General features: G+C 69.8%; 26 protein-coding genes. 7 read left to right on the plus strand and 19 right to left on the minus strand.

Annotated features, from left to right (window positions below):
- Positions 1-5: 5 nt before the first annotated feature.
- From ACO073_RS25100 to ACO073_RS25110, 3 genes are read left to right on the plus strand one after another with little or no spacing between them, the layout of a single operon-like run.
- A complete protein-coding gene (locus ACO073_RS25100) occupies positions 6-923 on the plus strand; it encodes a LysR family transcriptional regulator (protein WP_422001328.1) in 918 nt (305 codons plus the stop codon).
- Positions 920-1,693, plus strand: coding sequence for an enoyl-CoA hydratase/isomerase family protein (locus tag ACO073_RS25105; protein WP_422001330.1), 774 nt, complete (start codon positions 920-922; stop codon positions 1,691-1,693). The genes ACO073_RS25100 and ACO073_RS25105 overlap by 4 nt, the downstream gene beginning before the upstream one ends.
- A complete protein-coding gene (locus ACO073_RS25110) occupies positions 1,690-2,676 on the plus strand; it encodes an MBL fold metallo-hydrolase (protein WP_422001331.1) in 987 nt (328 codons plus the stop codon). The genes ACO073_RS25105 and ACO073_RS25110 overlap by 4 nt, the downstream gene beginning before the upstream one ends.
- 42 nt (positions 2,677-2,718) lie before the next feature.
- Here ACO073_RS25110 and ACO073_RS25115 read toward each other — a convergent pair whose 3' ends face one another.
- The 8 genes from ACO073_RS25115 to ACO073_RS25150 form a co-directional block, all read right to left on the minus strand.
- The gene (locus ACO073_RS25115; RefSeq protein ID WP_422001333.1) at positions 2,719-4,110 is read right to left on the minus strand and encodes an acetamidase/formamidase family protein; all 1,392 of its coding nucleotides are present in this window, start codon (positions 4,108-4,110) and stop codon (positions 2,719-2,721) included.
- A 5-nt stretch (positions 4,111-4,115) separates the two neighbouring features.
- Positions 4,116-4,508, minus strand: a complete 393-nt coding sequence (locus tag ACO073_RS25120) for a RidA family protein (RefSeq protein WP_422001335.1) — start codon at positions 4,506-4,508, stop codon at positions 4,116-4,118.
- The gene (locus ACO073_RS25125) at positions 4,505-4,906 is read right to left on the minus strand and encodes a hypothetical protein (protein ID WP_422001336.1); all 402 of its coding nucleotides are present in this window, start codon (positions 4,904-4,906) and stop codon (positions 4,505-4,507) included. Before ACO073_RS25125 ends, ACO073_RS25120 begins: the two co-directional genes overlap by 4 nt.
- An 18-nt stretch (positions 4,907-4,924) precedes the next feature.
- On the minus strand, positions 4,925-5,413 hold the full coding sequence (locus ACO073_RS25130; RefSeq protein WP_422001337.1) for a hypothetical protein: 489 nt from the start codon (positions 5,411-5,413) through the stop codon (positions 4,925-4,927).
- A 60-nt stretch (positions 5,414-5,473) separates the two neighbouring features.
- Positions 5,474-6,319 (minus strand): phosphodiesterase, encoded by an 846-nt coding sequence (locus tag ACO073_RS25135; RefSeq protein ID WP_422001339.1) that lies wholly within the window; start codon positions 6,317-6,319, stop codon positions 5,474-5,476.
- A gap of 134 nt (positions 6,320-6,453) precedes the next feature.
- On the minus strand, positions 6,454-7,758 hold the full coding sequence (locus ACO073_RS25140; protein WP_422001341.1) for an ABC transporter substrate-binding protein: 1,305 nt from the start codon (positions 7,756-7,758) through the stop codon (positions 6,454-6,456).
- An 11-nt stretch (positions 7,759-7,769) separates the two neighbouring features.
- Positions 7,770-8,642 carry a carbohydrate ABC transporter permease gene (locus ACO073_RS25145; protein ID WP_422001343.1) on the minus strand — a complete coding sequence of 291 codons (873 nt, stop codon included), beginning with the start codon at positions 8,640-8,642 and terminating at the stop codon, positions 7,770-7,772.
- Positions 8,635-9,576, minus strand: a complete 942-nt coding sequence (locus tag ACO073_RS25150; protein ID WP_422001344.1) for a carbohydrate ABC transporter permease — start codon at positions 9,574-9,576, stop codon at positions 8,635-8,637. The genes ACO073_RS25145 and ACO073_RS25150 overlap by 8 nt, the downstream gene beginning before the upstream one ends.
- A 90-nt stretch (positions 9,577-9,666) precedes the next feature.
- Between ACO073_RS25150 and ACO073_RS25155 the strand changes: the two genes are divergently transcribed.
- The gene (locus tag ACO073_RS25155; RefSeq protein WP_422001346.1) at positions 9,667-10,923 is read left to right on the plus strand and encodes an MgtC/SapB family protein; all 1,257 of its coding nucleotides are present in this window, start codon (positions 9,667-9,669) and stop codon (positions 10,921-10,923) included.
- A gap of 6 nt (positions 10,924-10,929) precedes the next feature.
- On the opposite strand, the gene ACO073_RS25160 is transcribed toward ACO073_RS25155, so the two are convergent.
- The 7 genes from ACO073_RS25160 to ACO073_RS25190 form a co-directional block, all read right to left on the minus strand.
- A complete protein-coding gene (locus ACO073_RS25160; RefSeq protein ID WP_422001348.1) occupies positions 10,930-11,412 on the minus strand; it encodes an Hsp20/alpha crystallin family protein in 483 nt (160 codons plus the stop codon).
- A gap of 84 nt (positions 11,413-11,496) precedes the next feature.
- Positions 11,497-12,645: an amidase gene (locus ACO073_RS25165; protein ID WP_422001350.1), complete on the minus strand. Its 1,149-nt coding sequence runs from the start codon at positions 12,643-12,645 to the stop codon at positions 11,497-11,499.
- 25 nt (positions 12,646-12,670) lie between these two features.
- On the minus strand, positions 12,671-13,333 hold the full coding sequence (locus ACO073_RS25170) for a cysteine hydrolase family protein (protein ID WP_422001352.1): 663 nt from the start codon (positions 13,331-13,333) through the stop codon (positions 12,671-12,673).
- 4 nt (positions 13,334-13,337) lie between these two features.
- Positions 13,338-14,258, minus strand: a complete 921-nt coding sequence (locus tag ACO073_RS25175; RefSeq protein ID WP_422001354.1) for an ABC transporter permease — start codon at positions 14,256-14,258, stop codon at positions 13,338-13,340.
- Positions 14,258-15,337: an ABC transporter permease gene (locus ACO073_RS25180; RefSeq protein WP_422001355.1), complete on the minus strand. Its 1,080-nt coding sequence runs from the start codon at positions 15,335-15,337 to the stop codon at positions 14,258-14,260. Before ACO073_RS25180 ends, ACO073_RS25175 begins: the two co-directional genes overlap by 1 nt.
- A complete protein-coding gene (locus ACO073_RS25185) occupies positions 15,334-16,893 on the minus strand; it encodes an ABC transporter ATP-binding protein (RefSeq protein ID WP_422001356.1) in 1,560 nt (519 codons plus the stop codon). The genes ACO073_RS25180 and ACO073_RS25185 overlap by 4 nt, the downstream gene beginning before the upstream one ends.
- Positions 16,894-16,913: 20 nt before the next feature.
- The gene (locus ACO073_RS25190; protein ID WP_422001357.1) at positions 16,914-17,903 is read right to left on the minus strand and encodes a BMP family protein; all 990 of its coding nucleotides are present in this window, start codon (positions 17,901-17,903) and stop codon (positions 16,914-16,916) included.
- A gap of 113 nt (positions 17,904-18,016) precedes the next feature.
- On the opposite strand from ACO073_RS25190, the gene ACO073_RS25195 reads away from it, so the two are divergent.
- The 3 genes from ACO073_RS25195 (at position 18,017) to ACO073_RS25205 (ending at position 20,997) form a co-directional block, all read left to right on the plus strand.
- Positions 18,017-18,793, plus strand: a complete 777-nt coding sequence (locus ACO073_RS25195) for a cysteine hydrolase family protein (RefSeq protein WP_422001359.1) — start codon at positions 18,017-18,019, stop codon at positions 18,791-18,793.
- Between the two features lie 8 nt (positions 18,794-18,801).
- Positions 18,802-19,515: an alpha/beta fold hydrolase gene (locus ACO073_RS25200; RefSeq protein WP_422001361.1), complete on the plus strand. Its 714-nt coding sequence runs from the start codon at positions 18,802-18,804 to the stop codon at positions 19,513-19,515.
- A gap of 72 nt (positions 19,516-19,587) precedes the next feature.
- Positions 19,588-20,997, plus strand: a complete 1,410-nt coding sequence (locus ACO073_RS25205; RefSeq protein ID WP_422001363.1) for an adenylate/guanylate cyclase domain-containing protein — start codon at positions 19,588-19,590, stop codon at positions 20,995-20,997.
- 12 nt (positions 20,998-21,009) lie between these two features.
- Here the strand turns inward: ACO073_RS25205 and ACO073_RS25210 are convergent, their stop codons facing one another.
- Genes ACO073_RS25210 through ACO073_RS25225 form a run of 4 tightly spaced genes read right to left on the minus strand, consistent with a single transcriptional unit; the run spans position 21,010 to position 25,631 of the window.
- On the minus strand, positions 21,010-21,759 hold the full coding sequence (locus ACO073_RS25210; protein WP_422001365.1) for an ABC transporter ATP-binding protein: 750 nt from the start codon (positions 21,757-21,759) through the stop codon (positions 21,010-21,012).
- Positions 21,756-22,631 carry an ABC transporter ATP-binding protein gene (locus tag ACO073_RS25215; protein WP_422001367.1) on the minus strand — a complete coding sequence of 292 codons (876 nt, stop codon included), beginning with the start codon at positions 22,629-22,631 and terminating at the stop codon, positions 21,756-21,758. The genes ACO073_RS25210 and ACO073_RS25215 overlap by 4 nt, the downstream gene beginning before the upstream one ends.
- The gene (locus ACO073_RS25220) at positions 22,628-24,451 is read right to left on the minus strand and encodes an ABC transporter permease (RefSeq protein WP_422001369.1); all 1,824 of its coding nucleotides are present in this window, start codon (positions 24,449-24,451) and stop codon (positions 22,628-22,630) included. Before ACO073_RS25220 ends, ACO073_RS25215 begins: the two co-directional genes overlap by 4 nt.
- A gap of 19 nt (positions 24,452-24,470) precedes the next feature.
- Complete coding sequence (locus ACO073_RS25225) at positions 24,471-25,631, minus strand: ABC transporter substrate-binding protein (protein ID WP_422001370.1); 1,161 nt, start codon at positions 25,629-25,631, stop codon at positions 24,471-24,473.
- Between the last annotated feature and the right edge of the window lie 48 nt (positions 25,632-25,679).

The raw sequence follows: 25,679 nt of genomic DNA on the forward strand, positions 1-25,679 counted from the left end.
ATCACATGGACCATCTGAGGCTGCGCGCGCTCACGCTCGTGGACATGCTGGCGGAGACCGGGTCGCTGCATCAGGCGGCGCGACGGCTCAACACCTCGCAGCCCGCCCTGTCGGTGATGCTGCAGGAAGTCGAGCGCACGCTGGGCGGACGGCTGTTCGAGCGTTCGCGCCGGGGCCTCGTCCCGACCGAGCGCGGCGACCATATGATCCGCCAGGCGCGCCTCATGCTGGCCGACCTGCGCCGCATCCAGAGCGAGTTCGCCGCCGGGGACGATGGGCAGGCCCTGCTGCGCATCGGGGCACTGGCGCTGGTGATGCTCGAGATCGTGCCCCGGGCGCTCGCGCAGCTGCGGCAATCGCATCCCGGCATCCGCGCCGAGTTTCATGAGGGTGCGGCTTCCGACCTTCTCGCGACCCTGGCCGACGGTGGGCTCGACCTCGTGGTCGGCCGGATGCTGCCCGAGTTCGCGGTCAACCAGGACCTGGTGCCGTCGTTCCTGTTCACCGAATCCTTCTGCATCGTCGGGGGCAGCCATCATCCGCTGGCGAACCGGCGCAGGATCTCCTGGCAGGATCTCGAGGCCGCCGACTGGATCGAGGCGCCCAGGCACACCGCCCTGCACGATTTCTTCGCCGAGGCCTTCCTGCGGCGCGGCCTTCGCCCGCCCCGGCCGATCTACCAGTCGGCCTCGTACGCCTCCTGCGTTGCCATCCTCTCCGCATCGGACTGCCTGATGCTGGTGCCCCGCGAGGTCGGCCGCCATTTCGCCGGCCAGCGCCGCGTCACCATCCTGCCGGTGCGGATCGACGAGGGGTCCTTTGCCTTCTCCCTGATCACCCGCAAGTCGCGGGCGAGCACGCAGGCAATGCTGGCGTTCGAGGCCAGCGTGCGACAGGCTGTGCGCGGCAGGAGTCGCTCATGACCTTCGTCCGCCTCTCCATCGTCGCCCATGTCGGCTGGCTCGAGTTCGATCGCCCACCCGTCAACGCCTTCACGCGCGAGATGGTGGAGGAGACGCACGACGCGATCGCCGCCGCCCTCGCCGATCCCGGCGTCCGCGTCGTGGTGCTGGCGAGCGCGGTCGACCGCTACTTCAGCGCCGGCGCCGACCTGAACGTCTTCAAGGGCATCGGCCGCGACGGCATGCGGCAGTGGGCGACGCGCTGCCACGACATCGTGCGGCTGCTGCGCGGCTCGCCCAAGCCGCTGCTGGCCGCCATCAACGGCACCGCGGTCGGCGGCGGGCTGGAGATGACGCTGCACTGCGACCTGCGCTTCGCCGCGCGCGACGCCCGGCTCGGCCAGCCCGAGATCAACATCGCCTTCATCCCGCCGATCGCCACCACCCAGGCGCTGGCCCGCCTGATCGGCCGGCCGCGCGCCATCCGCTACCTCTTCGAGGGCGGCCTGGTGCCGGCCACCGAGGCGCTCGCCTGGGGCCTGGTCGACGAACTGGTCGAGCCGGCAGCCCTGCGCGCGCACGTCCAGGCCTATGCCGGGTCGCTGGCCGGCAAGTCGCCGAGCGCGCTGGCCGCGATCCGCCGGACCGTCACCCTGGGCGGCGGCATGGGTTTCGACGAGGGCATGGCCTACGAGATGGAGACGGTCGTCAACCTTGCCGGCACACCGGACTTCGAGGAAGGCGTCGACGCCTTCCTGGCCAAGCGCAAGCCAACCTGGAAGACACAATGACCGCTATTGCCCCCGTCGAATCCCTGGACATCCAGATCATCGTCGACAACGTCACCGATTCGCTGTCGTCGGTGCCGTCCTTCATCGAGACGGAGACGGCCGGCCTGGCGCGACGGCGCGGCGGCGCCTGGGTGCTGGGCGGCGGCTGCCTGTGCTGCGCCGCGCACGGACTGTCCTGCCTGCTCACGATCAGGAGCGGAGGACGGAGCCACTCGGTGCTGTTCGACACCGGGCCGGAGGATCGCGTCTTCGAGCAGAACGTGTCGCGCCTCGGCCTCGACCTCGGTCCCGTCGAGGCGATGGTGCTGAGCCACGGCCACTGGGACCATGCCGGCGCCATGCTGCGCGCGCTTCAGATCGCGCGCGACCGCAACGGCGGGCGCCGCATTCCCTGCTACGTCCATCCCGACATGTTCCGCAGCCGCGCCGCCCGGCTGCCGGACGGCTCGTTCCGGCCGATGGAGGACGTGCCGTCGGTCGCCGAGCTGGAGGCGCAGGGCGGCACGGTCGTGTGCACGCGCGAGCCGCAGTCGGTCGCGGGCGGCACCGTCTTCGTGAGCGGCGAGATCCCGCGGCGCACGCCGTTCGAGACCGGCCTGCCCGGCCAGCATCGCCGCACCGAGGACGGCACGGGCTGGGAACCCGACGAGCTGCTGATCGACGAGCGCTTCGTGGCGGTGAACGTGCAGGGCAAGGGACTGGTGGTCCTGTCGGCGTGCAGCCATGCCGGCGCCGTGAACGTGCTGCACCACGCCCGCGACTGCTTCCCCGGGGTGAAGCTGCACGCCGTGCTGGGCGGCCTGCACCTTTCGGGCACCAACGAGCGGGTGATCCCGCAGACCGTCGAGGCGCTGCAGGGCTTCGGCCTCGACGTCGTCGCCGCCGGCCATTGCACCGGCTGGCGCGCCATGACGGCCCTCGCCAACGCCTTCGGCGAGGGAAAGCTCACGCCGCTGGCGGTCGGCAAGCGGCTGAGGTTCTAGCAACGGGACCGCCTCACCCTGCTCCTCCGGGTGAGGTCATGGTCACGCCGGGAAGATGTCCTTGCGCACGATGGCGTGGACGCCCCAGTTGCCGTCGACGACCTGGGTGATGCCGAAGTCGACCGCGATCGACATCAGGCTGATCGCCTCGTCCTCGGTCAGCCCCTTCGCCGTCATGAGGAAACGCCGCATCTTGCGGAACGCATCGCGCATGGCGAGGTCGATGGAGGAGCGGCGGAAGATCTCGGCCTGGGCGTCGGGCCCGAGCTCGGCCAGGTAGTTGGGATGGCTGAAACCCTGCAGCACCCATTCGTCCGCGGTCTCGATCATCGGGAAGTCGAGCCCCTCGAGCGGCGTGCCCTCGAGCGCGTTCGCCTTGTGCAGCACGAGCTGGAAGGTGCCGGTCAGCGAGCATTCGATGGCGGTACCGCAGAGCTCGGAATCGCCCTGCGAGGCGTGCGGATCGCCGACCGAGAGCAGCGCGCCCGCCACCGACACGGGATAGTAGACCGAGGCGCCCTTGCCGATGCGCCAGTTGTCGATGTTGCCGCCGCTGTAGGAGGGCGGCACCGAGTTGACCGCTTCGGCCTCGCGCGGCGCCACGCCCATGACGCCGAAGTGCGGCCGCACCGGCACGCGCACGCCCGCGAGCACGCCCCAGTCGCGGACCGTCGTCGCGTGGTCGACCGGCAGGCCGGGATAGTCGATGGTCGGGTGGCGGCCGCCGGCCGGATCGACGATCTCGGGCCAGCGGAAGCTGTAGAGCGCCCGCGCCCAGTTGCGGGCGCCGGTGGCGTCGAGCTCGTAGATGGTCACGACCTCGCGCGTCTCGCCGGTCAGGAAGTCGTTGTAGTGGTAGCCCCAGTTGGCCGCGGCGTTGCTGCCGAAGGCGAGGCCGCGATAGTCCGGGTTGGCGCTCGGCCGCAGCGCCACGTCGAGGATCCGGACCTCGAGCACGTCGCCGGGCTCGGCGCCCTCGACCAGCACCGGGCCGGTGCAGATGTGGACGCCCAGCCCCTTGCCGTCATCCTCGCCGGCCCCGCGGCGCATCACGCCCTTGCGATCCTTCGTCCACAGATAGACGCTCTCCGCGCCCGGATCGCCCGCGATCATGCGCTCGTGGTCGTCGCTCGCCTGGTGGGTCAGGGTCTCGATGGTGACGAGGTCGCCGGTCCGGACCTCGAGCTGCGGCCGCAGGCTGCGGCTGAAATAGCCCCAGTGCACCGTGTCGGCATTGGCCGGCAGGTGATGGTGCCGCGTCGCGGCCGATGCGGGCCGGGGCAGGCCGAGGCCGCCCGCCGCGAGGCGGGCCGCGCCGCCATTGGCCGCGAAGCGGCTGGCGAGGAAGGCCCGGCGCTCGCGGGCCAGATCCTCGGCGAAGCGGCGGTGATGGGCCTCGAAGGCCGGGCAGGTCGGATCGTCGCCCCGGCACATCTCCGTCAGCGCTTCGCCAGGAGGTCGATCTCGACCATGGCGCCGCGCGCCAGCCCGGTGACGCCGATGCAGGTCCGTGCCGGCCGGCGGTCGGCCGGAAAGTAGCCGGCATAGACCTCGTTCATGCGCGGATAGTTGGCCTCGAAGTCGGTGATGTAGACCCGGGCGCAGACGACATGCTCCAGCCCGAGCTTGAGCCCCCCGAGGACGATCTTGAGGTTCTCCATGACGCGCACCGTCTGACCTTCGATATCCGGCGCCAGCGGCCGGGAATCGTCGTCGGGCCAGGTCGGCATCTGGCCGGTGATGAAGCACCAGCCGTCGGCCTCGACGGCATGGCTGAACGGCGCCACCGGCGTCGGTGCGCCGGAGGCCATGAAGAACAGCGGTGGGCTCATGTTTCCTTCGTGCCCTCGCCGGCAGCAAGAGGCATGCCACGGGCCTGCGCCTTGCGCGCCTCGGCCTTTTCGCGCCGGTCGCGCCCCTGGGCCAGCAGGCGCTCGCGCTCGGCCGGATCGACCCGGCCGTAGCGGCCCCGCCACTCGGGATCGCCCTTCCAGGCGACGGGCGCCACGACGGTCGTCCGCGGTCCCTCTGCCGACACGAGCAGGTCGAGTGCGGCGGCGACCACGGTGCGCTGGACGTCGCGTCGCCACGGCGGGCCGCAGGGATTGCCGAGCGGAAAGTCGGTGAAGACGAAGCGCGGCACGCCGCAATGCTCGACGATGTCGCGGGCGGAGCCGACGATTACCGTCGGCAGGCCGTTTTCCTCCAGATGACGGGCGACCAAACTCACGGTTTGGTGGCAGACGGGTCAAAGCGGGCAGAGCAAGGCGGCGTCGGCGCCGTCGTCGCGCAGGCGCGCCAGCACCTGCGGCGCGTCCTCGGCCAGGGTCTTGCGCTGGCTGTACTCGGTCGGCACGCCGTGGAAGTGGGCCGCAAGGCCCGCGATGCGCCCCTCCTCCGCCAGAGCCGCGGCGGTCTCGATGGGCAGGAAGCTCTCGCGGTCGCGCGTATGCGTCGATTCCTTGTCCCAGGCGAGATTGTCGGTGAAGAGCTCGCGCGGCGGCTCGGCGACCGGGCCCGACCAGACATGCCGGATGCCGCGACGGTCGCGATTGGACAGGCCCGGCGGACTCGCGGTCGTGACCAGCCCGATCCGCAGCGCCGCCAGGGGCCTCGACGGGCGGACGAAGGGCACGTCCTCGTACGACGCCCAGACATAGTCGGTGGCGTAGCCGAGCGCGCGGTAATAGTCGCGCGTCCGGTCCATGTAGCGGACGGGTTCCTGGCCCTGGGTCATGGCGGCGGCTTCCTCCGCCGCCATGCTAGCGCCGCGTTGCCAGCGCTGGAAGCGGGGCCCTCAGGCGGCTTCGGCCTTGGCCGCCTGACCCGGATAGTCGGCGTCGAGCACGAACGGGTACGGCCCCTCGAACCGGCCGATCGCGACGCCGTGCGACACCAGCCCCGACTGCGGCGACCAGACGTGCAGGTCGAACCCCGGCGGCTCCATCATGAAGGTCGCCGGGCTGCCGTCGGGCACCAGGTCGAGCGTGACCTGGTGGGCCGTGCTCGGGGCCACCGAGGCAATGGTGCCGGCCCAGCGTGTCGTGATCGGCCGGTGGTGATGGCCGCACACGACGCGCTCGATATTGTCGAAGCGACGCAGGACCGCCGCCATCGCCTGCCCGTCGCGGCAGTTGATGCGGTCCATGTCGGCAAGGCCCGTGCTGAAGGGCGGGTGGTGCATGAAGACGATCGTGGGGCGATCGCGTTCCTCGCCCAGCCGGCCCTCCAGCCACGCCAGCCGGGCGCGGCACATCTCGCCGTGCCCCTGCCCCGGCACCACCGTGTCGAGGCCGATCAGGCGGACGGCGTGCCCGTCGATCGTGTAGTGCAGGAAGCCGTCGTCGTTGCGGAGGTACCCGTCGGAGCCGAACTCGGCGAACAGCTCGGCGCGGCGGTCGTGGTTGCCGGGCACCAGGTAGACCGGCATCGACAGCGGCTCGAGGATGTCGCGCAGGACGGCGTACTCCTCGGCCAGCCCGCAGTCGGTGAGATCGCCGGTGGCGATCACCAGGTCGGGCTTGCGCGGCAGGGACTCGATGGTGGCGACCGCCGCCTCGAGCATGGCGTTGGTGTCGACCCGCTCGTAGGCGACGCGCCCGCGCGGACGGATGTGCAGGTCGGTGATCTGGGCGATCATCATGGTGGGGACTCCTTTCTGCTGAACCTCCTCTCCCCCGCCAGGGGGAGAGGTTGGGAGAGGGGGCTACGCACATCGATTCCCCCTCTCCTGGCCTCTCCCCCTGGCGGGGGAGAGGAACATGAAGGTGAGGGCAGTTACGGCAGCTTGAGAGAGGTCTGCTCGACATAGGGCCGCATGATCTCGTCCGCCTTCTTCTGGGCGTCCTTGACCACCTGGTCGGCCTTCTTCTTGCCGTTCATCATGGCCTGGATCTCGTCCTCCAGCGCCTTGCGCACGGCCACGGTCTGGTAGGTCGCGAACCACGGCTTGGCGAAGGGGAGCTGGTCGAGGGCGACCTTGGCATCGGGATTCTTGGCGATGAACTCCTTCATCTCCGGCGTGTCGTAGGCCGACTTGCGCGGCGCGAAGTAGCCGGTGAAGCGGCTCCAGCCACCGATCGTGTCGGGCGTGGTCAGCCACTTGATGAACTTCCAGCCGGCCTTCCTGCTCTCCTCGCTCTGGCCCGCGAACATCACCAGCGACGCGCCGCCGATCGGGACGGCGTTGCGCACGTTCCTGGGCACGAAGGCGACATTGTACTGCTGCTTCATGTTATCGCGGATGAACGAGAGCGAGCCGGTCGACAGCATCACCATCGAGGCCTTGCCGGCGAAGAAGGCGGTCGAGACGCCGCCCGCCTCGGTGACGCCCTGCGGCATGACCTTGTGCTTGAAGATCAGGTCCTCGACGAACTGCGCGGCGCCCAGCATCGAGGGCTGGTCGTAGTAGACCTCCCCGCCGTAATCCTCGTTGAAGTAGCGGCCGCCGTTGGACATGGAGAGCGCCTCCATCAGCCAGCCGAGATAGTCGTAGCCGCCCGGCATCAGGAAGCCGGACCGGCCGTCCTTGGTGAGCTTCTTGGCGGCGTCGACGAACTCGGCCCAGGTGCGCGGCGGCTTGGCCGGGTCGAGGCCGGCCTCCTTGAAGTGGTCGACGTTGTAGTAGAGGAGCGGCGTCGAGTTGTGGAAGGGCACGCCGTAGAGCTCGCCGTCGACGATGGCGTTGGCATGCAGGGCCGGCCAGAAGTCCTTGAGGAACTCCTCGCGCGTCGTCTCGTCGGCCTTGAGCATCGGCTCCAGCGAGACGATGTCGCCCGACAGCTTGAGGTCGACGGTGAAGTTGGCGCTCATCAGCACCACCGCCGGAGGCTTGCCGGCCTTGGCGGCGGCCTGGGCCTTGAGCTTGGTGTCGTCGTAGCCGCCGGTGTAGGAGGCGACGACCTCCACTTCCTTCTGGCTCGAATTGTAGAGCTTGACGAGGCGCGTCATCTCGCGCGCCAGCTTGCCCTCGACCGGCACGGGGAAGAAGAAGTCGATCTTGGTCTGCGCCGCGGCCGGCAGGCCAACGGCAGCCAGCGAGAGCGCCAGCGCCCCCGCACCCAGACGTCGAAACATGGTCATCGTTATGCCTCCTAGCCTTTCACGCCACTGAACACGAAGCTGTCGACGAAGCGCCGCTGGAAGGCGACGAACGCCAGCGCCAGCGGTGCCATGACGAGGAGCGTGCCGGCCGCGAGCACGCCCCATTCCTTGCCGCCCTCGGCGCCGCGCGTGAACGCCGCGAGGCCGATGGTGAGCGTCTGGTTGTCGGGAGAGCTGATCACCATCAGGGGCCACAGGAACTCGTTCCAGTGGGCGGTGACCGAGACGATGGCGAAGGCGATCAGGCCGGGCTTGGCCATCGGCAGCAGCACGTACCAGACGATCGCCCACCATGGCGCACCGTCGATCGCGGCCGCCTCCTCGAAGTCGCGCGGCAGGGCGAGGAAGGTCTGGCGCATCAGGAAGGTGCCGAAGGCCGACGCGAAGTACGGCGCCATGACGCCCGGCAGCGAATCGTAGAGGCCGAGATCGACCACCGTCGTCAGGTTCGGGACGATCAGCGCCGGCGGCACCAGCATCAGCTGCAGCAGGAAGCCGTAGAACAGCAGGTCGCGGCCCGGGAAGCGCAGCCGGGCGAAGGCATAGCCGGCCAGGCTGACGGTGACGCACTGCACGGCCAGCACGCCAACCACCACGATCAGCGTGTTGACGTAGTAGAGGCCGAAGTCGCCCGCCTCGAGGGCATAGCGCACGTTCTCCAGCGTCGGCGTGGTGCCGGGCCAGAGCGATGCCATGTCGGCCGAGCCCGCCCCCTCGGGCCGGAAGGCGGCGACCAGCATCCAGAGAAACGGGCTCGCCCACAGGAAGGCGACGGCGCTGAGCAGCGCGGCCAGCAGCGCCGCCGGCAGGAGCTTGCGCCACCGCCGGGCGGGCGCGCGCCGGATGGCGAGAGGCTCAGCCATGACCGCCTGCCCCGCGCTCCAGGATGCGCAGCGAGCCGAGCGACAGGGCGAGCAGCGCGGCGACGCTCACCAGGGTGGCCGCAGCCGCCCGTCCGTAGTCGAAGTTCTCGTGCGCCGACTGGAAGATGTAATAGAGCAGCAGGTTGGTGGCGTTGGACGGCCCCCCGCGCGTCAGCACGATCACATGGTCGACGTTGGTGAGGAGCTGGATCAGCGCAATGACCACGACGAAGGCCGTGGTGGGCGCCAGCGCCGGCAGGATGACGAAGCGCAGCCGCTGCCAGGCGTTGGCGCCGTCGATCATCGCCGCCTCGACCGTGTCGCGCGGCACGTTCTGCAGGCCCGCGATATAGAAGAGCATGTAGTAGCCAGCGTTCTTCCACACGGTGAGGCCGATCACCGACCACAGCGCAATGTCCGAATCGCCCAGCCAGTTCGGCCCCTGCAGGCCGATCTTGCCGAGGTAGTAGTCGAGCAGGCCGACGCCGGGCAGGAAGATGAAGAAGAACAGCGACGCGGCCGCCACCAGGGGGACTAGAGACGGGAAGAAGAAGACCGTGCGCAGGACGGACGAGAACCGCGTCGAGCGCTGGACGGCGAGCGCGAAGGCGAGCGCCAGGACCAGCGTCGGCACCAGCACGCCGACCGCGTAGACGAGGTTGTTCAGCGCGGCCTGCCGGAAGGCCGGATCGGCGAACAGCTTGGCGAAGTTGCCGAGGCCGACGAAATGGGCGGCCGCGCCGGTGCCGTGCGGCTTGTCCCACAGCGATTCGACCAGCACCCGCAGCACCGGCAGGTAGGTAAACAGGGCCAGGAACAGGAGCGAGGGCGCCAGCAGGACATAAGGCAGCAGCCGCAGCTTTCGCCGCCGCACGGACAAGGCTGTCCCCGGCTGGACGCCGTCGATGATTGCGGACGCGCCGGCCAAACTCATGGGCCGCTGCATAGGCAGGCCGCAACACGGTCCCGTTACGGAACGGCTACGTCTGCGTGACGGTCGGCGGCTCCGTGGGGATAATGGGCCATGCCTTCCCTCCATCCGCTGGTCCTGGGCTTCCTGGTGGCCCTGGGTGTCGGCCTGCTCGTCGGCATCGATCGAGAGCGTCACAAGGGCGACGGACCCACACGCCATCCCGCCGGGCTGCGCACCTTCACGCTCGCCTCGCTGCTCGGTGCGACGGCGATGGCGGCCGGCGGCGGCCTGCTGCTCGTCGCCGCCACCCTGGGGATGGCCGGCTTCGCCGGCCTGTCCTACTGGCGGGCGCGCGACAACGATCCCGGGCTGACGACCGAAACGGCCCTGATCCTGATCACCGTGCTGGGCGGGCTTGCCGTTTCCCAGCCCCAGTTCGCGGCCGGGCTCGGCGTCGTGGTCGCCGTGCTGCTGGCCGCCCGAACCGCCCTGCACCGCTTCGTGCGCTCCGTGCTGACCGAGCGCGAGCTGCGCGACCTGCTGGTCTTCGCCGGGGCGACGCTGGTGGTGCTGCCGCTGCTGCCCGACCATCCGATCGGCCCCTATGCGGCGCTCAACCTGCGCACGGTGTGGACGATCGTCGTGCTGGTGATGGCGGTGAGCGCGCTGGGCTACGTCGCCGTCAGGCTCGTCGGGCCGCGCTACGGGCTCCCACTGGCCGGGCTGGCCTCCGGCTTCGTGTCCAGCAGCGCCACCATCGCTGCCATGGGCACGCGCGTGGCGACCGATCCGAAGCTGATGAAGCCGGCCGTCGCCGGCGCCGTCCTGTCGTCGGTCGCCACCGTCGTGCAGCTCGCCATCCTGGTCGCCGCCACCAACATGGCGAGCCTCGAGGCGCTGGCGCCGCCGCTGATCCTGTCGGGCGCCGCAGCCGCGCTCTATGGCGGCGCCTTCACGCTCTGGGCGCTGCGGCAGAGCACGGCCGGCCACGAGGCGTCCGGCCATGCCTTCAGCCTCACGACGGCGCTGAGCTTCGCCGCCATCCTCGCCGTCGTCCTGCTGGTGGCGGCGGCGGCGGAAGACCTGTTCGGCCAGACCGGCGTGCTGGTGGCAGCGGCCGTGGCGGGTTTCGCCGACACGCATTCCGCCGCCGTGTCGGTCGTGTCTCTGGTGGGCGACGGCCGCATCGGGCCGCCGCAGACCGTCGTACCCGTGCTGGCGGCCTTCACCACCAACACCGTCACCAAGATGGTGCTCGCCGTCGCCGCCGGCGGCCGCGCCTTCTCGCTCTACGTCATCCCCGGCCTGCTGCTCATGCTGGCGGCGGCCTGGGCCGGCGCCTGGCTGGCCGGCGAGCTCTTGCTCTGAGCCGCCTCAGGCGGGGCGAACCTCGATCTGGCGCGCCCGCTCCGGGCCATGCGCCGACTTGCCGATCTGCAGCGTCAGCACGCCGCGCGCGAAGCTGGCCGAGATGTCGTTGCGATCGGCATCCGACGGCAGGGTGAAGGCGCGCGTGAAGGCACCGTAGCTGCGCTCGGAGTAGTGCGTCTTCTCGTCCAACCGCTCGACATGCTTCTCGCCGGACACGGTGAGCATGTCGTCCTCGACATGGACCTTGACGTCGCCGAGGTCGAGGCCCGGCAGCTCGACGGTGATCGTGTAGGTGCGTCCGTTCTCCTGGACCTCGACCTTGGGCGCATGCTCGACGGTGCGCAGCGCGCGCGGCATGCCGTTCGCCGCCGGCTCGAGCAGGCCGAACGACCATGCCCGCATCATGCGGTTGAACAGCTGGTCGAAGTCGCCGCCGAACGGCGTGAAGGGATTGGGCGTCAGGGCCTTGGGCAGGTTCTCAGCCATCGCAGTCCTCCTTCGGAAGAGACCACCCGCATGTAGGGACCGTCGATGACAATGCCATCACCCGCGGCCGCGCGACCGCGACATTCACGCAAACTTAACCGCAGCGGCGAGCAGGGCCTCGTCCTGGCCGAACCCCGCGACCAGCGACAGGCCTAGCGGGCAGCCGTCCCCGCTCGCCAGCGGCAGGCTGACTGCCGGCAGGCCGGCATGGCCCGCCACCGAGCCCAAGGTCAGGGCGGCCTCGTAGAAGCGTCCGGCGGCCTCGCCGCGCAGGAAGCGCAGCGGCGCGATCGATGGCGCGGCCGGCAGGAGCAACATGGTCCCCGCCGGCAACAGTTGCCGGAGACGAAGCGTCGTGTCGCGCCGCCACGCCGACCAGCGGGCGCCCTCCTCCTTCGTAAGCGTGCGCACGCCCTCGAAGCGCGGCCGGATGGTCTCGCCGAACGTCGGGCGGCTGGCCAGGAAGTCGCTCAGCGACTGCGCGATCTCGAGACCCTGCAGGGTGGCGTAGGCCTCGAGGAAGTCGCCCGGCCGGCCGGCGAAGACCTCGACGGGCTCCAGCACACCCAGCGAATGCGCCGCCGCTGCCAGGGCCGCAGCCGCCGTCGGCTCGGCGAGCGCGAAGGCATCGGCGGCGAACAGCAGCCGGACCGGCCCGGGCGTCGCGACCGCCGTTTCCAGGAGGCAGTGCGCCGCGTCCTGCAGCGGATGCGCCGCGCGGGCCAGCAGGCCGACCGTATCGTAGCTCGGGGCGAAGGGAACGACGCCGTCCAAAGGCAGCCGGCCGTGGCTCGGTCGCCAGCCGCAGAGACCACAGAAGCTCGCCGGCACGCGCACCGAGCCGCCGGTGTCGGTGCCGAGGCCGAGATCGGCGAGCCCCGCCGCTACCGCGACGGCGGAGCCGCTCGACGACCCGCCGGGCAGGCGGTCGGGCGCGCGCGGATTGACCGGCGTACCGTCGTGGACGTTCTCGCCCTCCAGGCTGAAGGCGAGCTCGTCGGTGACGGTCTTGCCGACCAGCTCGGCGCCCGCCGCGAGGAGACGGCTGACGACCGGCGCCGATTGCCGGGCGGGTGCCCGGCGGCGGGCCCAGTCGGGATTGCCGCCGCCGGTCACGTGTCCGGCCACGTCGATCAGGTCCTTGACGACGAAGGTCAGTCCGGAGAGCGGCCCCCGGGCCAGCGGCGCCGATCGTGCCCGGGGACCGGGAACGAAGGCGCCGTAGTCGTTCATGCTCGCGCGCGCGCCACCGACGACATCAGCGCAACGCCTCCACGATCGTGTCGGTCGGCGCGGTCCAGCCGACGATTCCGCCCTGGGCGCGGATCATGGCCAGCGTGGCGGCCTTGAATTCCGGGAAGTAGCTCTCGGTCGCGTCCTCGGCCAACAGGCACTCGTAGCCGCGATCGTTGGCCTCCCGCATCGTCGTCTGGACGCAGACCTCGGTGGTGACGCCGGCGAAGACGAGATGGCGCACGTTGTGACGGCGCAGGATGTCGTCGAGCGGCGTGGCGTAGAAAGCGCCCTTCCCCGGCTTCAGCAACACGGCCTCGCCCGGCCGGGCCGCCAGCTCGGGCACCAGATCGTTGCCCGGCTCGCCGTCGACCAGGATGCGGCCCATCGGTCCCTTGTCGCCGATCTTGAGCGTGCCGCCGCCGCGAGTCCGCTTGGACGGCGGGCAGTCGGCGAGGTCGGGCCGGTGGCCCTCGCGCGTATGGACGATCGGAAGCGAGGCGGCCCGGAAGCCGTCGAGAAGACGCCGCACGGTCGGCACGATCGCCGCCAGCGGCCGCACGTCGTTGCCGAGCACCGAGCCGAAGCCGCCCTCCTCGATGAAATCGCGCTGCATGTCGATCACGATCAGCGCCAGCCGACCCGGCGGGAAGGCATAGTCGTAGGGCTGGGCGGCGATCACGCTCATGGTGTTACTTCCCGCGCTGGAACGGCAGGGTGAGCGCCGTCGGCGGCTCGAGGCGGCCGACCACGCCCGCCACCGCCAGCAGCGCCAGCAGGTAGGGCAGCATCAGCAGAAAGGCCGTCGGCACGTTGATGCCCGCGGCCGGCAACTGGAACTGGAGCGCCGTCGCGGCGCCGAACAGCAGGCAGGCGGCGATCGTGCGGCCGACGGTCCAGCCGCCGAAGATCACCGCCGCCAGGGCGAGATAGCCCGCGCCGTTGGTCATGTTCTCCGTGAAGGTATGGATGTCGGCGATCGAGATGAAGGCGCCGGCCATGCCGGCCATGAAGCCGGTGATCAGCACCGCCTTCCAGCGCGTGGCGGCCACCGAAATGCCGGCCTTGTCGGCGCTGCGCGGCTCGTCGCCGACGGCGCGCACCGCGAGGCCGAACGCCGTGTGGTTCAGCATCGCCCAGATCAGCACGATCATCGCCAGGCCGACATAGACGATGACCGACTGCTGGAAGAAGGCCGTGCCGGCGAACGGCAGGTCGCTCAGCCCCGCCACCGCGAGCTTGGGCAGGCCGGGGATCTCCTCGCGCGACAGGCCGCCGAAGATGATGCGGTAGAGGAGCGTGGTGGCGCCGAGTGCCAGGATGTTGAAGCCGATGCCGACCACGAGCTGGTTGGCGCGCAGATTGACGCTGAGCCAGGCCTGCACCGCCGAGAGCGCCAGCGAGGCGGCGATGGCGCAGGCGACGCCGAAATAGGGGTTGCCGGATGCCCAGGAGCCCAGCGCCCCGAAGAACGCGGCGGTCAGCATCATGCCCTCGAGGCTGAGGTTGAGCACGCCGGCCCGCTCCGACACCAGCTCGCCGCTGGCCGCCAGCATCAGCGGCATGGCGAGCCGCAGCGTCGAGGCGATGAAGATGGCGAGGGTCTCCTCCATCAGCGGCCTCCCTGCAGCTTCTCGACCAGGATCACCGATCCTGCGACGGCGATCACGATCAGTCCCTGGATGACCAGCGTCAGCGCCGCCGGTACGCCGGCCATGATCTCCATGGAAATGCCGCCCGACCGCAGGAAACCGAAGAACAGCGCGCCGGCCAGCACGCCAACGGTGGAGCCGCGCGACAGGAGGCCGACGACCAGGCCGTCGAAGCCGTAACCCGACGAGAACCCGGCCTTCAGGTAGTACTGCTCGCCCTGCAGCATGATCGCCCCGGCCAGTCCGCCGAAGGCGCCGGCCAGCGCCAGGGCGACGACGAGCAGGACGCCGCCCGGCATGCCGGCGCGCCGGGCCGCCAGCTCGTTGAGGCCGATCGCCCGCAGCTTGAGGCCGAAGGTCGAGCGCTGCAGGACGATGGCGGTGAGGAGCGCCAGCACGACGCAGATGACGACGCCGATGTGCAAGGGCGAGGACGGGTCGCCGGTCAGGCTGGGCAGCTTGACCGAATCGGGGATCGGCAGCGACTCGGGCAGCGTCGCCGAGTTGGTCTGCGGCTGGCGCAGCAACGTCGTCGACTGGACGCACCAGTAGACCATGAGCAGGGCGACGAAGCCCAGCAGCAGCGTGCTGATCACTTCGTTGGTGCCGAAGCGCACCTTCATCACGCCGGCGATGCCGCCCCACGCGGCGCCGGCCAGCGTCCCGCCCAGCAGCGGCACGATCACCGCGAGACCGAACGGCAGATCGGCGACCGCCGGCCACAGGCCGAGCGCCGTGGCGGCGATGCCGCCCACCGCGATCTGGCCCTCGCCGCCGACGTTGGTGAGGTTCGCGCGGAACGCCAGGATGAAGCCGAGGCCGACCAGGGCCAGCGCGACGGCGCGGTTGATCGAGGCGCCGATGGCGAAGGCGTTGCCGAAGGCACCGTCGAGGAAGGCCTCGATCGCGTCCGGCACCGACTTGCCGCTGAGCGCGATCAGCAGGAGGCCGACCGCCATCGAGCCGACGACGGCGAAGAACGGCATGGCCACGCCGACGAGGCGCCGCCGGTCGGACAGCGAGGCGGCGAGCGCCGTCATGCCATCTCCTCCTCCGGGATCTGGCCCGACATCAGGGCGCCGATCGAGGCGCGTTCGCTCATCTGGGCGGCCCGCTGGCCGACCAGCCGGCCGCGGTAGAGGACGACGATGCGGTCCGCGACGGCGATCAGTTCGTCGAGCTCGCTGGAAACCAGCAGCACGCCGACGCCGCGCCGGGCGGCGGCGCGGATCTGGCGATACACCGCCTCGACGGCGCTGACGTCGAGGCCGCGCGTCGGCTGCGCCGCGACCAGCGCCACCAGCGGATCGAGGGTGAGCTCGCGCGCCAGCACGGCCTTCTGCTGGTTGCCGCCGCTCAGGCCGGAGAAGGCGACCTCCGGGCCGGCGGCACGCACGTCGAAGGTGCGCATCTGGGCGCGCGCCGCCTCGTTCAGGGCGCCGCGCTGCAGCAGTCCGAACCGGGTGAACCGCCCGAGCTTGTTCAGGAACATGTTCTCCGCCACCGACATGGCGGTGACGCAGGCCACGGCATGGCGGTCCTCGGGCACGATGCCCCCACCGGCCGCGGTGACGGCGGCGGCGCCACCGTGAGTGAGCTCCTGGCCGCCGATGAAGAAGCGTCCTTCGGTCGGCGCCAGCAGGCCGGCCAGGACCATGCCGAGCTCGGTCTGCCCGTTGCCCTCGACACCGGCCAGCCCCACCACCTCGCCCGGCCGGATCTCCAGGGTGAAATTGTCGAGACGCACGGCGCCATGGCGGTCGTGGACCGTGATGCCGTCGCAGACCAGGGCGAAGCTCGGCGCGTCCCCGGCCGGCTGGTCGGCGGGCGCCTCCTCGGTCTCGGCCAGCGCGACGTCGAGAGGCTTCAGCTCGCGGCCGACCATGGCATGGACCAGCGCGCCCATGTCGGCGTTCCGCATGCTTTCGTCGGCGACCAGGCGGCCCGTGCGCAGGACGGCGACGCGATCGGCGACGCGGGCGATCTCGGCAAGCTTGTGGGTCACGAGGATGACGGCGCGGCCGGAATCGGCGACGCGACGGCAGATGTCGAGCAGGGCGCCGATCTCGCCCGGCGGCAGCACGGCGGTCGGCTCGTCGAGCACCAGCAGACGGGGATCGCGCATCAGGCATTTCACGATCTCGGCCCGCTGCCGTTCGCCGACCGAGAGCTCGCCGACGACGGCATTGGGATCGAGCGTGAAGCCGAAGCTCTCGGCGATGTCGCGGATGCGGGCAGCGAACTCGGGCCGCTTCAGCACGCCCCTGACCTGGCCCAGCATCAGGTTCTCGACCACGGTCATGCGCGGCACCAGGCTGAAATGCTGGTGCACCATGGCGATGCCCTTCTCGAGGGCCTCGGCGGGGCTGGCGGGCGCCCATTCGGCGCCGCCGAAGGTCATGCTGCCCTGGGTCGGCTCATAGACCCCGAAGATCAGGTTGCAGAGCGTCGACTTGCCCGCGCCGTTCTCGCCCAGCAGGCACTGAACCGTGCCCGCGTGGACGTCGAGGCCGACACCCTCCAGCGCCTGCAGGGTGCCGAAGCGCTTGCCGAGACCGTCGAGCGACAGCAGTGGCGGTTGGGCTGCCCCATCCATTGCCGCAGCCTCGCCGGGGCCTAGGAGTCGAGGACCTTGATCTTCTTGGACAGCAGGTCCTTCTTGATCGCCTCGAGCTTGGCCTTCTGCTCGGGCGTGGCCTTGCAGATGATCATGTCGGACGCAGCCGGTCCCATGGCGAGGCCGAACGGCTTGAACTCGGGCTTCCAGGTGCCGGCGACGACCTGCTCGATGGCGTACTGGACCTGGAAGCCGACGCCTGTCACCGAATAGGCAATATAGAGCGGGTCGGTGCCGCAGCGGTCGGTGTAGCCGCCGATCAGGTGCGTGCCCTTCTCGCGCGCCGCCTGTTCCATGCCGCGCAGGCCGAGGTTCAGGATGTGGTAGTGGATGTCGGCGCCCTGGGCGATGGCGGCCAGCGTCGCCTCCTTGGCCTTGGCGACATCGTCGAAGTCGCCGGTATAGCTCTCGAAGTACTTGATGTTCGGGTTGATGTACTTGGCGCCGTTGCCGAACTCGATGCCGGCATTCTTGATGGCCGGGATCTCGAGGCCGCCGACATAGGACACGGCGCCGGTCTTGGACAGCATCGCGGCCGCCGCACCGGCGGCAAAGGCGATCTCGGCCTGGCGCACGTCGTAGCCCGAGACGTTGTCGGGCTTCTTGGGATCGGCATTTCCGCCGATGATCGCGAACTTCACCTTCGGGAAGCGCGGCGCCACCTTGAAGACCGAAGCCTGGGTCTGCCCGCCGACGCCGATCACCAGGTCGTTCTTGCCGGCGAGCGCGACCAGCACCTGCTCCATGTCGCCGAACTTCACGTTCTCGATGAACTGGACCTTGACCTTGTCGCCGAGCTTCTTCTCGGCCGCCTTCATGCCGTCGTAGCCGGATTCCATCCAGCCCTTGTCGGACTTCGAGCCGGGAATGAGCACGCCGACCTTGAGCGGGCCGGCGGCCAGCGCCGGTGCGCCCAGCCCTCCCAGCATCACGAGGCCGGCGGCGCCGGCGGTCCCTGCCAGAAATGCTCGACGATCGATGGTGCGCATGGTTCTCCTCCCGCCCCGGCAATGACTCCCCGGAGGCATAGAGGCAATCCGCGTGCCAAGTGGCAGAGAACTTGCTTTCCTCGCGGCATCACCAAGCCCGATCGGGAGAGACAATGGCCAAGACTCTGCATCCTTTGGGGGCTCCCCGCGCCGGCTACGCCTGGGGGGCCAATGCCCACGAAGTGGACATGGCACTGCCCACGGCGCGACCGCGGCCGCTCAGGATCTCTGCAGCGCCGCAGAACGTCGTCGTCGACCTCCGGCGCACCGCCATGGTGGTGATCGACATGCAGAACGATTTCTGCGCGCCGGGCGGGCTGGTCGACTATCTCGGCGTCGACGTCACGCCCGACCGAAAGCCGATCAAGCCCCTGCAGAAGCTGCTGCCGGCGCTGCGCAAGGCCGGCGTGCCCATCATCTGGGTGAACTGGGGCGTGCGTCCGGACCGCGCCAACATGCCGCCCAACCAGCTCCACCTCTACAAGCCGACCGGCAGCGGGGTCGGCCTCTGCGAGCCGGTCCCGGGCAAGGGTTCGCCGGTGCTGCAGAAGGATTCCTGGGCGGCGGCCGTGGTCGACGAGCTCGAGCAGATGCCCGAGGACATCCTGGTCGACAAGCACCGCATCAGCGGCTTCTGGGACACGCCGCTCGATTCCATCCTGCGCAATCTCGGGACGCGCACGGTGCTCTTCTCGGGCGTCAACACGGACCAGTGCGTGCTGCATTCGCTGACCGACGCCAACTTCCTCGGCTATGGCTGCGTCATGGTCGAGGATTGCTGCGGCACCACCTCGCCCGACTTCTGCACCGAGGCGACGGTGTGGAACGTCAAGAAGTGCTTCGGCTTCGTCACCGATTCGGGGAAGATCCTGCGGGCCCTGAAGAAGTAACGAAGCGTTTGCGCGACATCGTCCTGCTGCCCGGCTTCATGTGCGACGAGGACCTGTGGACCGACATGGTCCCGGGCCTCGGCGCACTGGGCCGGCTCCACTACGGGAACGTCTACGAGGACGACACGCTCGAAGGCATGGCGCGGCGCGTGCTCGCCGCCGCGCCACCGCACTTCGTGCTGGTCGGCTTCTCGATGGGCGGCTTCGTCGCCCGCGTGCTCGCGCTGATGGCGCCGGAGCGGGTGAGCGGCATCGCCTTCGTCGCTTCCTCGGCGCGCGGCTACACGGACGAGGAGATCGAGCGGCGCAAGGCGGGCTTCCGGCCGGGCGACCGGCCGCCGCGCGACGCCGCCGCACCGACGACGGCCATGGCCCTGCATCCCGACCGCGAGACGGATCCGGTCCTGGTGGAGCGTTTGCGCGCCATGCAGCGGCGGCTGGGGCGCGCGGTGCGGGCACGGCAGGCGGGCCTGGTGCGTCCCGACGGCTATGCCGACCTCGCGCGCATCGCCTGCCCTGCCCTGGTCGTGGCCTGCCGCCAGGACCGGCTGCGCACCCTGGCCGAGGTCGAGCGCATGGCCCATTGCCTGCCCCGGGCATGCTTCGCCGTGATCGAGGATTGCGGCCACATGGCACCCCTCGAACGGCCGCACGAGCTGACGGCACTGCTGGCAAGCTGGATTGCCGACACGGACGAACCAGCCCCGACCGCCGGGACATGAGGTAATTTCGGGGATCGGCCCGCTTGAACGCGGCCGTCCCCGCGCCATCTGGTCGGGACAGGATCCCCCATCATGACCGAAGCCCAATCGCTCCTCGCAGTCCTGCGGCAATCGGCCGATGCCGACTGCGTTTCGGCGTTCGAGCGCCTGCTCCGCGACGCACCCGACTGGCGGCTCGCCCGCATCAATGCGCTCGACTTCGCGCGGCGCGAGGGGCTCGACGAGGAACGCGTCATCACCGCCTTCCTGCACGCCGCGCAGATCGGCCTGTTCGACATGTCGTGGAACGTGCTCTGCCCGAGCTGCGGCGGCGTGCTCGATGCCAACGCCTCGCTGCGCACCGTGCGGTCCGAGGACTATCACTGCGCCTTCTGCAATCTCGACAACGAGCCGACGCTGGACGACCTGGTCGAGGTGACCTTCACCGTCAATCCCCGGGCCCGTCGCATCGGCGCCCACAGTCCCGACGAGCTCCCGATCTGGGAATACTATCGACAGGTCTTCTGGGGCAGCGGCGTCGACCTGCCCGACGAGGGGCTCGACGCCGCGGCCCAGAAGCTCACGCTCGACTCCGTGGAACTGCCGGCCGGCGACAAGGCGATCCTCTCCCTGCAGCTTCCGGCCGGCTTCGTCATCGTGCTCGAGCCCGTGTCCCACACCGCTCAGTTCGTCGACATCAAGGGCGAGCCGACTGACGAGCGGCAGAACGTGACCCTGGCCTACAACAACCTGCGGGCCACCACGTCGAAGATGGAGCTGCGGCCGGGTCCGCTGCGCCTGTCGCTGGACAACCGCACGGCCGCGCGCGTGCTGCCGACGATCTGGTTCGTCGACGGCAGGTTCGAAGCCTTCGCCGGCAAGCGGCGGCCGCATCTCACCGCCAAGCGGCTTCTGTCCAACCAGACCTTCCGTGACATCTACCGGACCGACACGATCGACGTCGACCAGCGGCTCAAGATCACCAGCCTCACCTTCCTGTTCACCGACCTCAAGGGCTCGACCGAGCTCTACGAGCGGGTCGGCGACCTCGTCGCCTTCGACCTGGTGCGCGAGCATTTCCGCACGCTGAACGAGATCGTGGCCGACGAGGGCGGCGCCGTCGTCAAGACGATCGGCGATGCGGTGATGGCCACCTTCCTGACGCCCGATCACGCGCTCGGCGCGGCGCTGCGCATGCGCGAGGCCATGCGCCGGCTGAACACGAGCCACGGGCGGGAGGACCTGCTGCTCAAGATCGGCATCCACGAAGGGCCCTGCCTCGCCGTCAACCTGAACGAGCGACAGGACTATTTCGGCCAGACGGTGAACATCGCCTCTCGGGTCCAGGGCTTGGCGACCTCGCGGTCGATCCTGGCCACGGCACCCGTGATCCAGAACCCGCGCAGCGTCTCCCTTTTGGACGCAAGCGGCCAGGCACCGATGGCGCAGAGCCAGCCCCTGCGCGGTATCGCGGCAGAGGTCGCGGTCTACGAGATCCCCTGAAGCGGCGGCCGCTCAGGCCGCTTCCTGGCCGCCGAGATAAGCGTCGCGGATGCGGGGATCGGCGCGCAGTTCGGAGGCCGGTCCGTCGAGGATGATCCGTCCGGTCTGCAGCACGTAGGCGTGGTGGGCGATCTCCAGCGCCAGGCTGGCATTCTGCTCGACCATGAAGACCGTGGTCCCCTCGCGGTTGATGGTCGCGATCAGGTCGAGGACGCGATCGACCCAGAGCGGGGACAGGCCCATGGTGGGCTCGTCCATGCAGATCAGCCTGGGCCGCCCCATCAGGGCCCGGGCCATCGCCACCATCTGCTGCTCGCCGCCCGACAGCGTGCCCGCGCGCTGCGTCAGCCGCTCGGCAAGCTTGGGGAACTGGGTCAGCACGCGGTCGAGATCCTCGGCGATCGCCTTCTGGTCCTTGCGGCTGAAGGCACCCATCAGCAGGTTCTCGCGCACCGTCATGTCGCCGAACAGCCGGCGTGCCTCCGGCACCGAGCCGACGCCGCGGCGCACGATCAGCGGGGTCCGCAGGCCGGTGATCGGCTCGCCGTTGAAGCGTACGGTGCCCGAGGCCGGCTTCACCAGCCCGAGCAGGATCTTCATGGTCGTCGACTTGCCGCTGGCGTTGCCGCCCAGCAGGCAGACGATCTGGCCGCGGCCGACCGTGAAGCTCAGGTCGAAATGGACCTGGACCGGCCCGTAGAAGGTGTTGACCTGTTCGACCGACAGCAGCGGATCGACGGCCGGCGCCGCGGTCGCGCTCATTGCGCGGCCTCCGCGGCAGCGGCTTCCTCGCCCTGGGCGGTGCGGCGATGGCCGAGATAGGCCTCGATGACCGCGGGATCGTTGCGCACCTCCGACGGCAACCCGTTGGCGATCACCGTCCCTTCGTCCATGACGACCACGCGATCGGAAAGCTGCATCACCATGTCGAGCTTGTGCTCGATCAGCAGGATGGTCTGGCCCGACCGCTTGAGCTCGCCGATCAGCGCCTGCATCTCCGCCGTCTCCGTCTGGTTCATGCCGGCCGTCGGCTCGTCGAGCAGCAGCAGGCGCGGCCGCAGCGCGAGCGCCCGCGCGATCTCGACCCGGCGGCGGTTGGCGTAGGACAGGCTGTAGGCCGGATTGTCCTTGCGCGGCACCAAGCGGTCGCCGAACCGCGCCAGGATCGCCATCGCCTCCTCGCGAACCCGCCGCTCCTCCTCCTTCACCGAACCCGGCCGGACCAGAGCCAGCGTCAGCTCGGCCAGCAGCTCGGGCAGGAAGAGCGGCCAGGACCAGGATGGGCGCACCGCGCGGAAGCGCACATGGGCGCCGACCAGCACGTTGTCGAGCACGCTCAGGTTGGCGAAGACGCGGCCGTGCTGGAAGGTCCGGGCCACGCCCAGCCCGGCCAGCCGGTCGGGCGGCAGGCCGGTGATGTCGCCGCCGGCGAGGCGGACAGAGCCGGCATTGGCCTCGTCGAGGCCCGTCACGAGATTGAACAGCGTCGTCTTGCCCGCGCCGTTGGGGCCGATGATGCTCACGAACTCGCCCTCGCCGACGTCGAGGTCGACGGCATTGACGGCGGTGAGGCCGCCGAAGCGCCGGGTCAGCCCGCGGACCTCGAGCAGCGGCGTCAGGGCGGGGCCGGTCATATCGTCCCCATCAGACCCTGCGGCCGGAAGCGGACCAGCAGCAGCAGCACGAGGCCGTAGATCAGCACGCGATACTCGGCGGCGACGCGGAACACCTCGGGCAGGCCGACCAGCAGCACCGAGCCGACGATCGCGCCGATCACGTTGCCCATGCCGCCCAGGATCACGATGGTGAGCGCCAGGATCGAGAGCTGCGAGTTGAAGGTCTCGTGGTTGATGTAGGAGTAGATGTGCGCCGTGATGCCGCCGCTCACGCCGGCAGCGAAGCCGCCGACGATGAAGGCCAGCGACTTGTAGCGATCGAGCCGGATGCCGTAGGAGCGCGCCGCCACGTCGTCGTCGCGGACCGCCCGCAGCACGCGGCCGAGATGCGAGCCCAGCAGCCGGAACTGCAGCGCCGCCAGCACCACGACGGCGCCGAACGTGAACCAGTAGACCGAGCGGTTGGTGTCGAGCTCCATGCCGAACAGCGACAGTGACGGTATGCCCGAGATTCCGATCGGGCCGCGGGTCAGCCCCTCCCAGTTGAGGATGACGAGGCTGACGATCTCGCCGATCGCCAGGGTGGCAATCGAGAGATAGTGGCCGCGCAGCCGGAACGACGGGAAGACGAGGATGGTGCCGAGGGCGGCCGTGATGAGGCCGGCCATCAGGATCGACATGGTTACGGGCATGCCGAGGTCGATCGACAGCAGCGCCGAGGCATAGCCGCCGATCGCCAGCAGCGCCGCATGGCCGAGCGAGATCAGGCCGACCGTCCCGGCGATCAGGGTCAGGCTGAGCCCGAGCAGTCCGTACAGCCAGGAATTGATCAGTGTCTGCAGGACATAGGGATTGGACACGACCAGCGGCAGCGCGGCCAGCGCCACCGTCAGCCCCAGCAGCGCCGTCAGCGGCACGTTGAACGGCTTGCTGGGCGCGATGAAGGTGCCGGTCATCGGTTCCGGCGGCATCTGGCGCCGGCCGGCGAACAGGCCGTTCGGCCGCCACACGAGCATGGCGACGAGCAGGATGAAGGCGAAGAGGTTGCGGTAGCTGGTGCCGAACAGCGCGATTCCGTAGCTCTCGACCAGCCCCAGCAGCACGCCGCCCGCGATCGCGCCCGGCACGTTGCCCACGCCGCCGACGACCTGCGCGACCACGCCCTTCAGCGTCGCCTGGAAGCTCATCGCGGGATCGATGTAGTTGTAATACATGCCGACCAGCAGGCCGCTGATGCCGCCCAGCGCCGAGGCGATGGCGAAGACGATGCGGTGCACGGCGTCGACGTCGACGCCCATCTGCTGGGCCGCATCGCGATCCTGAGCGGTCGCCCGGACCGCCCAGCCCAGCCGCGTGAAGCGCAGGAAGCAGAACAGCAGGCCGGCGCTCACGATGCCGATGCAGGCGATCAGGAGGTCGAGCGCGCCCACCGTGCCGGAACCGATCGCGAAGCGCCGTTCCAGCAGCTCGCTGGGCAGCGCCCGCGGGTCCGGCGAGAAGACCAGCAGCACGACCTGGTCGAGCACGAAGCTGAGGCCGATCGTGGCGAGCAGCGGCGCGATGTGGGGCTGGCCCTGCAGCGGCCGCAGCCCGAACCGCTCGATGCCGAGACCCAGCAGCGCCCCGACCGCGAGCGCGATCAGGATGGTGAGCGGCAGCGGCGTTCCGAAGCGCGTCACCGCCACGAAGCCGGCATAGGCGCCCACGACGTAGACGGAGCCGTGGGCGAAGTTGATGAGCCGGCTGACGCCGAAGATCAGGGCGAGACCGACCGCCAGCAACGCATAGATGTTGCCGATGATGACGCCGTTGATCGTGTAGTCGAACCAGGACCCCACGATGTCCTCCGCTGTGGCGTCAGCGGACCGCCGTCCCGCCTTCCCACAAGGTGAATCGGCCGTCCTTGACGACCAGCTCGACGTTCTTCGCCCCGGTCACCCGGCGGGTGGCCGGATCGAAGGTCGACTTGCCGAATATGACGCTCGGCACGTCCTTCACCTTGGCCAGCCCGTCGTGGATCGACTTCCGGTCGGCGCCGAACTCGCGCATCACCTGGGCCATCAGGATCATCGTGTCGTAGGCATAAGCGTTGAAGGCGTCCGGTTCCTTGTTGTACTTCGCCTTGAACTTGCTGACGAAGTTGCGCACCTGCGGCCGCGGATCGTCGGGGAAGTAGCGGGAGGCGGTGAAGATGCCCTCGACGGCGTCGCCGCCCAGCTCGATGAACTTGGGCGAGTAGACCGAGCTCGCGGCCACGGTCGGCAGGTTGAGTCCGGCCTGCTTGAGCTGGCGGGCGATCAGCGCCGCGTCCGAATAGTAGGAGATCAGCATGATGCCGTCGGGCTTGGCGTCGCGCACGCGCACAAGGGTGGAGCGGAAGTCCTTCTCGTCGGGCAGGTAGCCCTCGGTGGCGACGATCTCGGCGCCCATGTCCTTGGCCGCCTGGACGAAGATGTCCTTGCTGGTGCGACCCCAGTCGGTGTTGAGGTGCAGGACGGCGATGCGCTTCAGGCCGAGCCGCTTGACGGCATAGGCGGCACTGAGCGGCTGCTCGTCGGCCTGGCTGACCGAATTGCTCCACATGTAGTCGCCACCCTTGGTGAAATCGGGATGGGAGTTCGTGAAGCCGAACTGGACGAGCTTCGCCCTCTGGTAGATCGGCGACGCCGCCATCGAGGCCGGGCTGGAGAAGTCACCGAGCTCGGCAACGATCTTGGGATTGGCGACGAACTTCTGGGCGACCGCCACGGACTGGCGCGGATCGCTCTGCGTGTCCTCGAAGACGTAGGCGAGCGGCCGTCCCTTGATGCCGCCCGAGCCGTTGATCTCGTCGAGCGCGAGGTCGAAACCCTGCTTCCACTGGGCGCCGTACTGGGCGTTGGGACCGGTCAGCGGACCGCTGACGCCGAGAAGGATGGGTTCGCCCTTGGCGGGCTCCGCGTGCACGGCCGGAGCCAGCGCAAGGGCGAGAAGCGCCGCGGCGGCGCCGAGGCTGGATCGACGATTGGCTACGAACATGACGACCTCTCGAGAGTGGCGGTCCAGGGCGAGCCGGCGGACCGGAAA

The organism is Reyranella sp., from assembly GCF_965229815.1.
In the GTDB taxonomy this organism is placed as follows: Bacteria; Pseudomonadota; Alphaproteobacteria; order Reyranellales; family Reyranellaceae; genus Reyranella.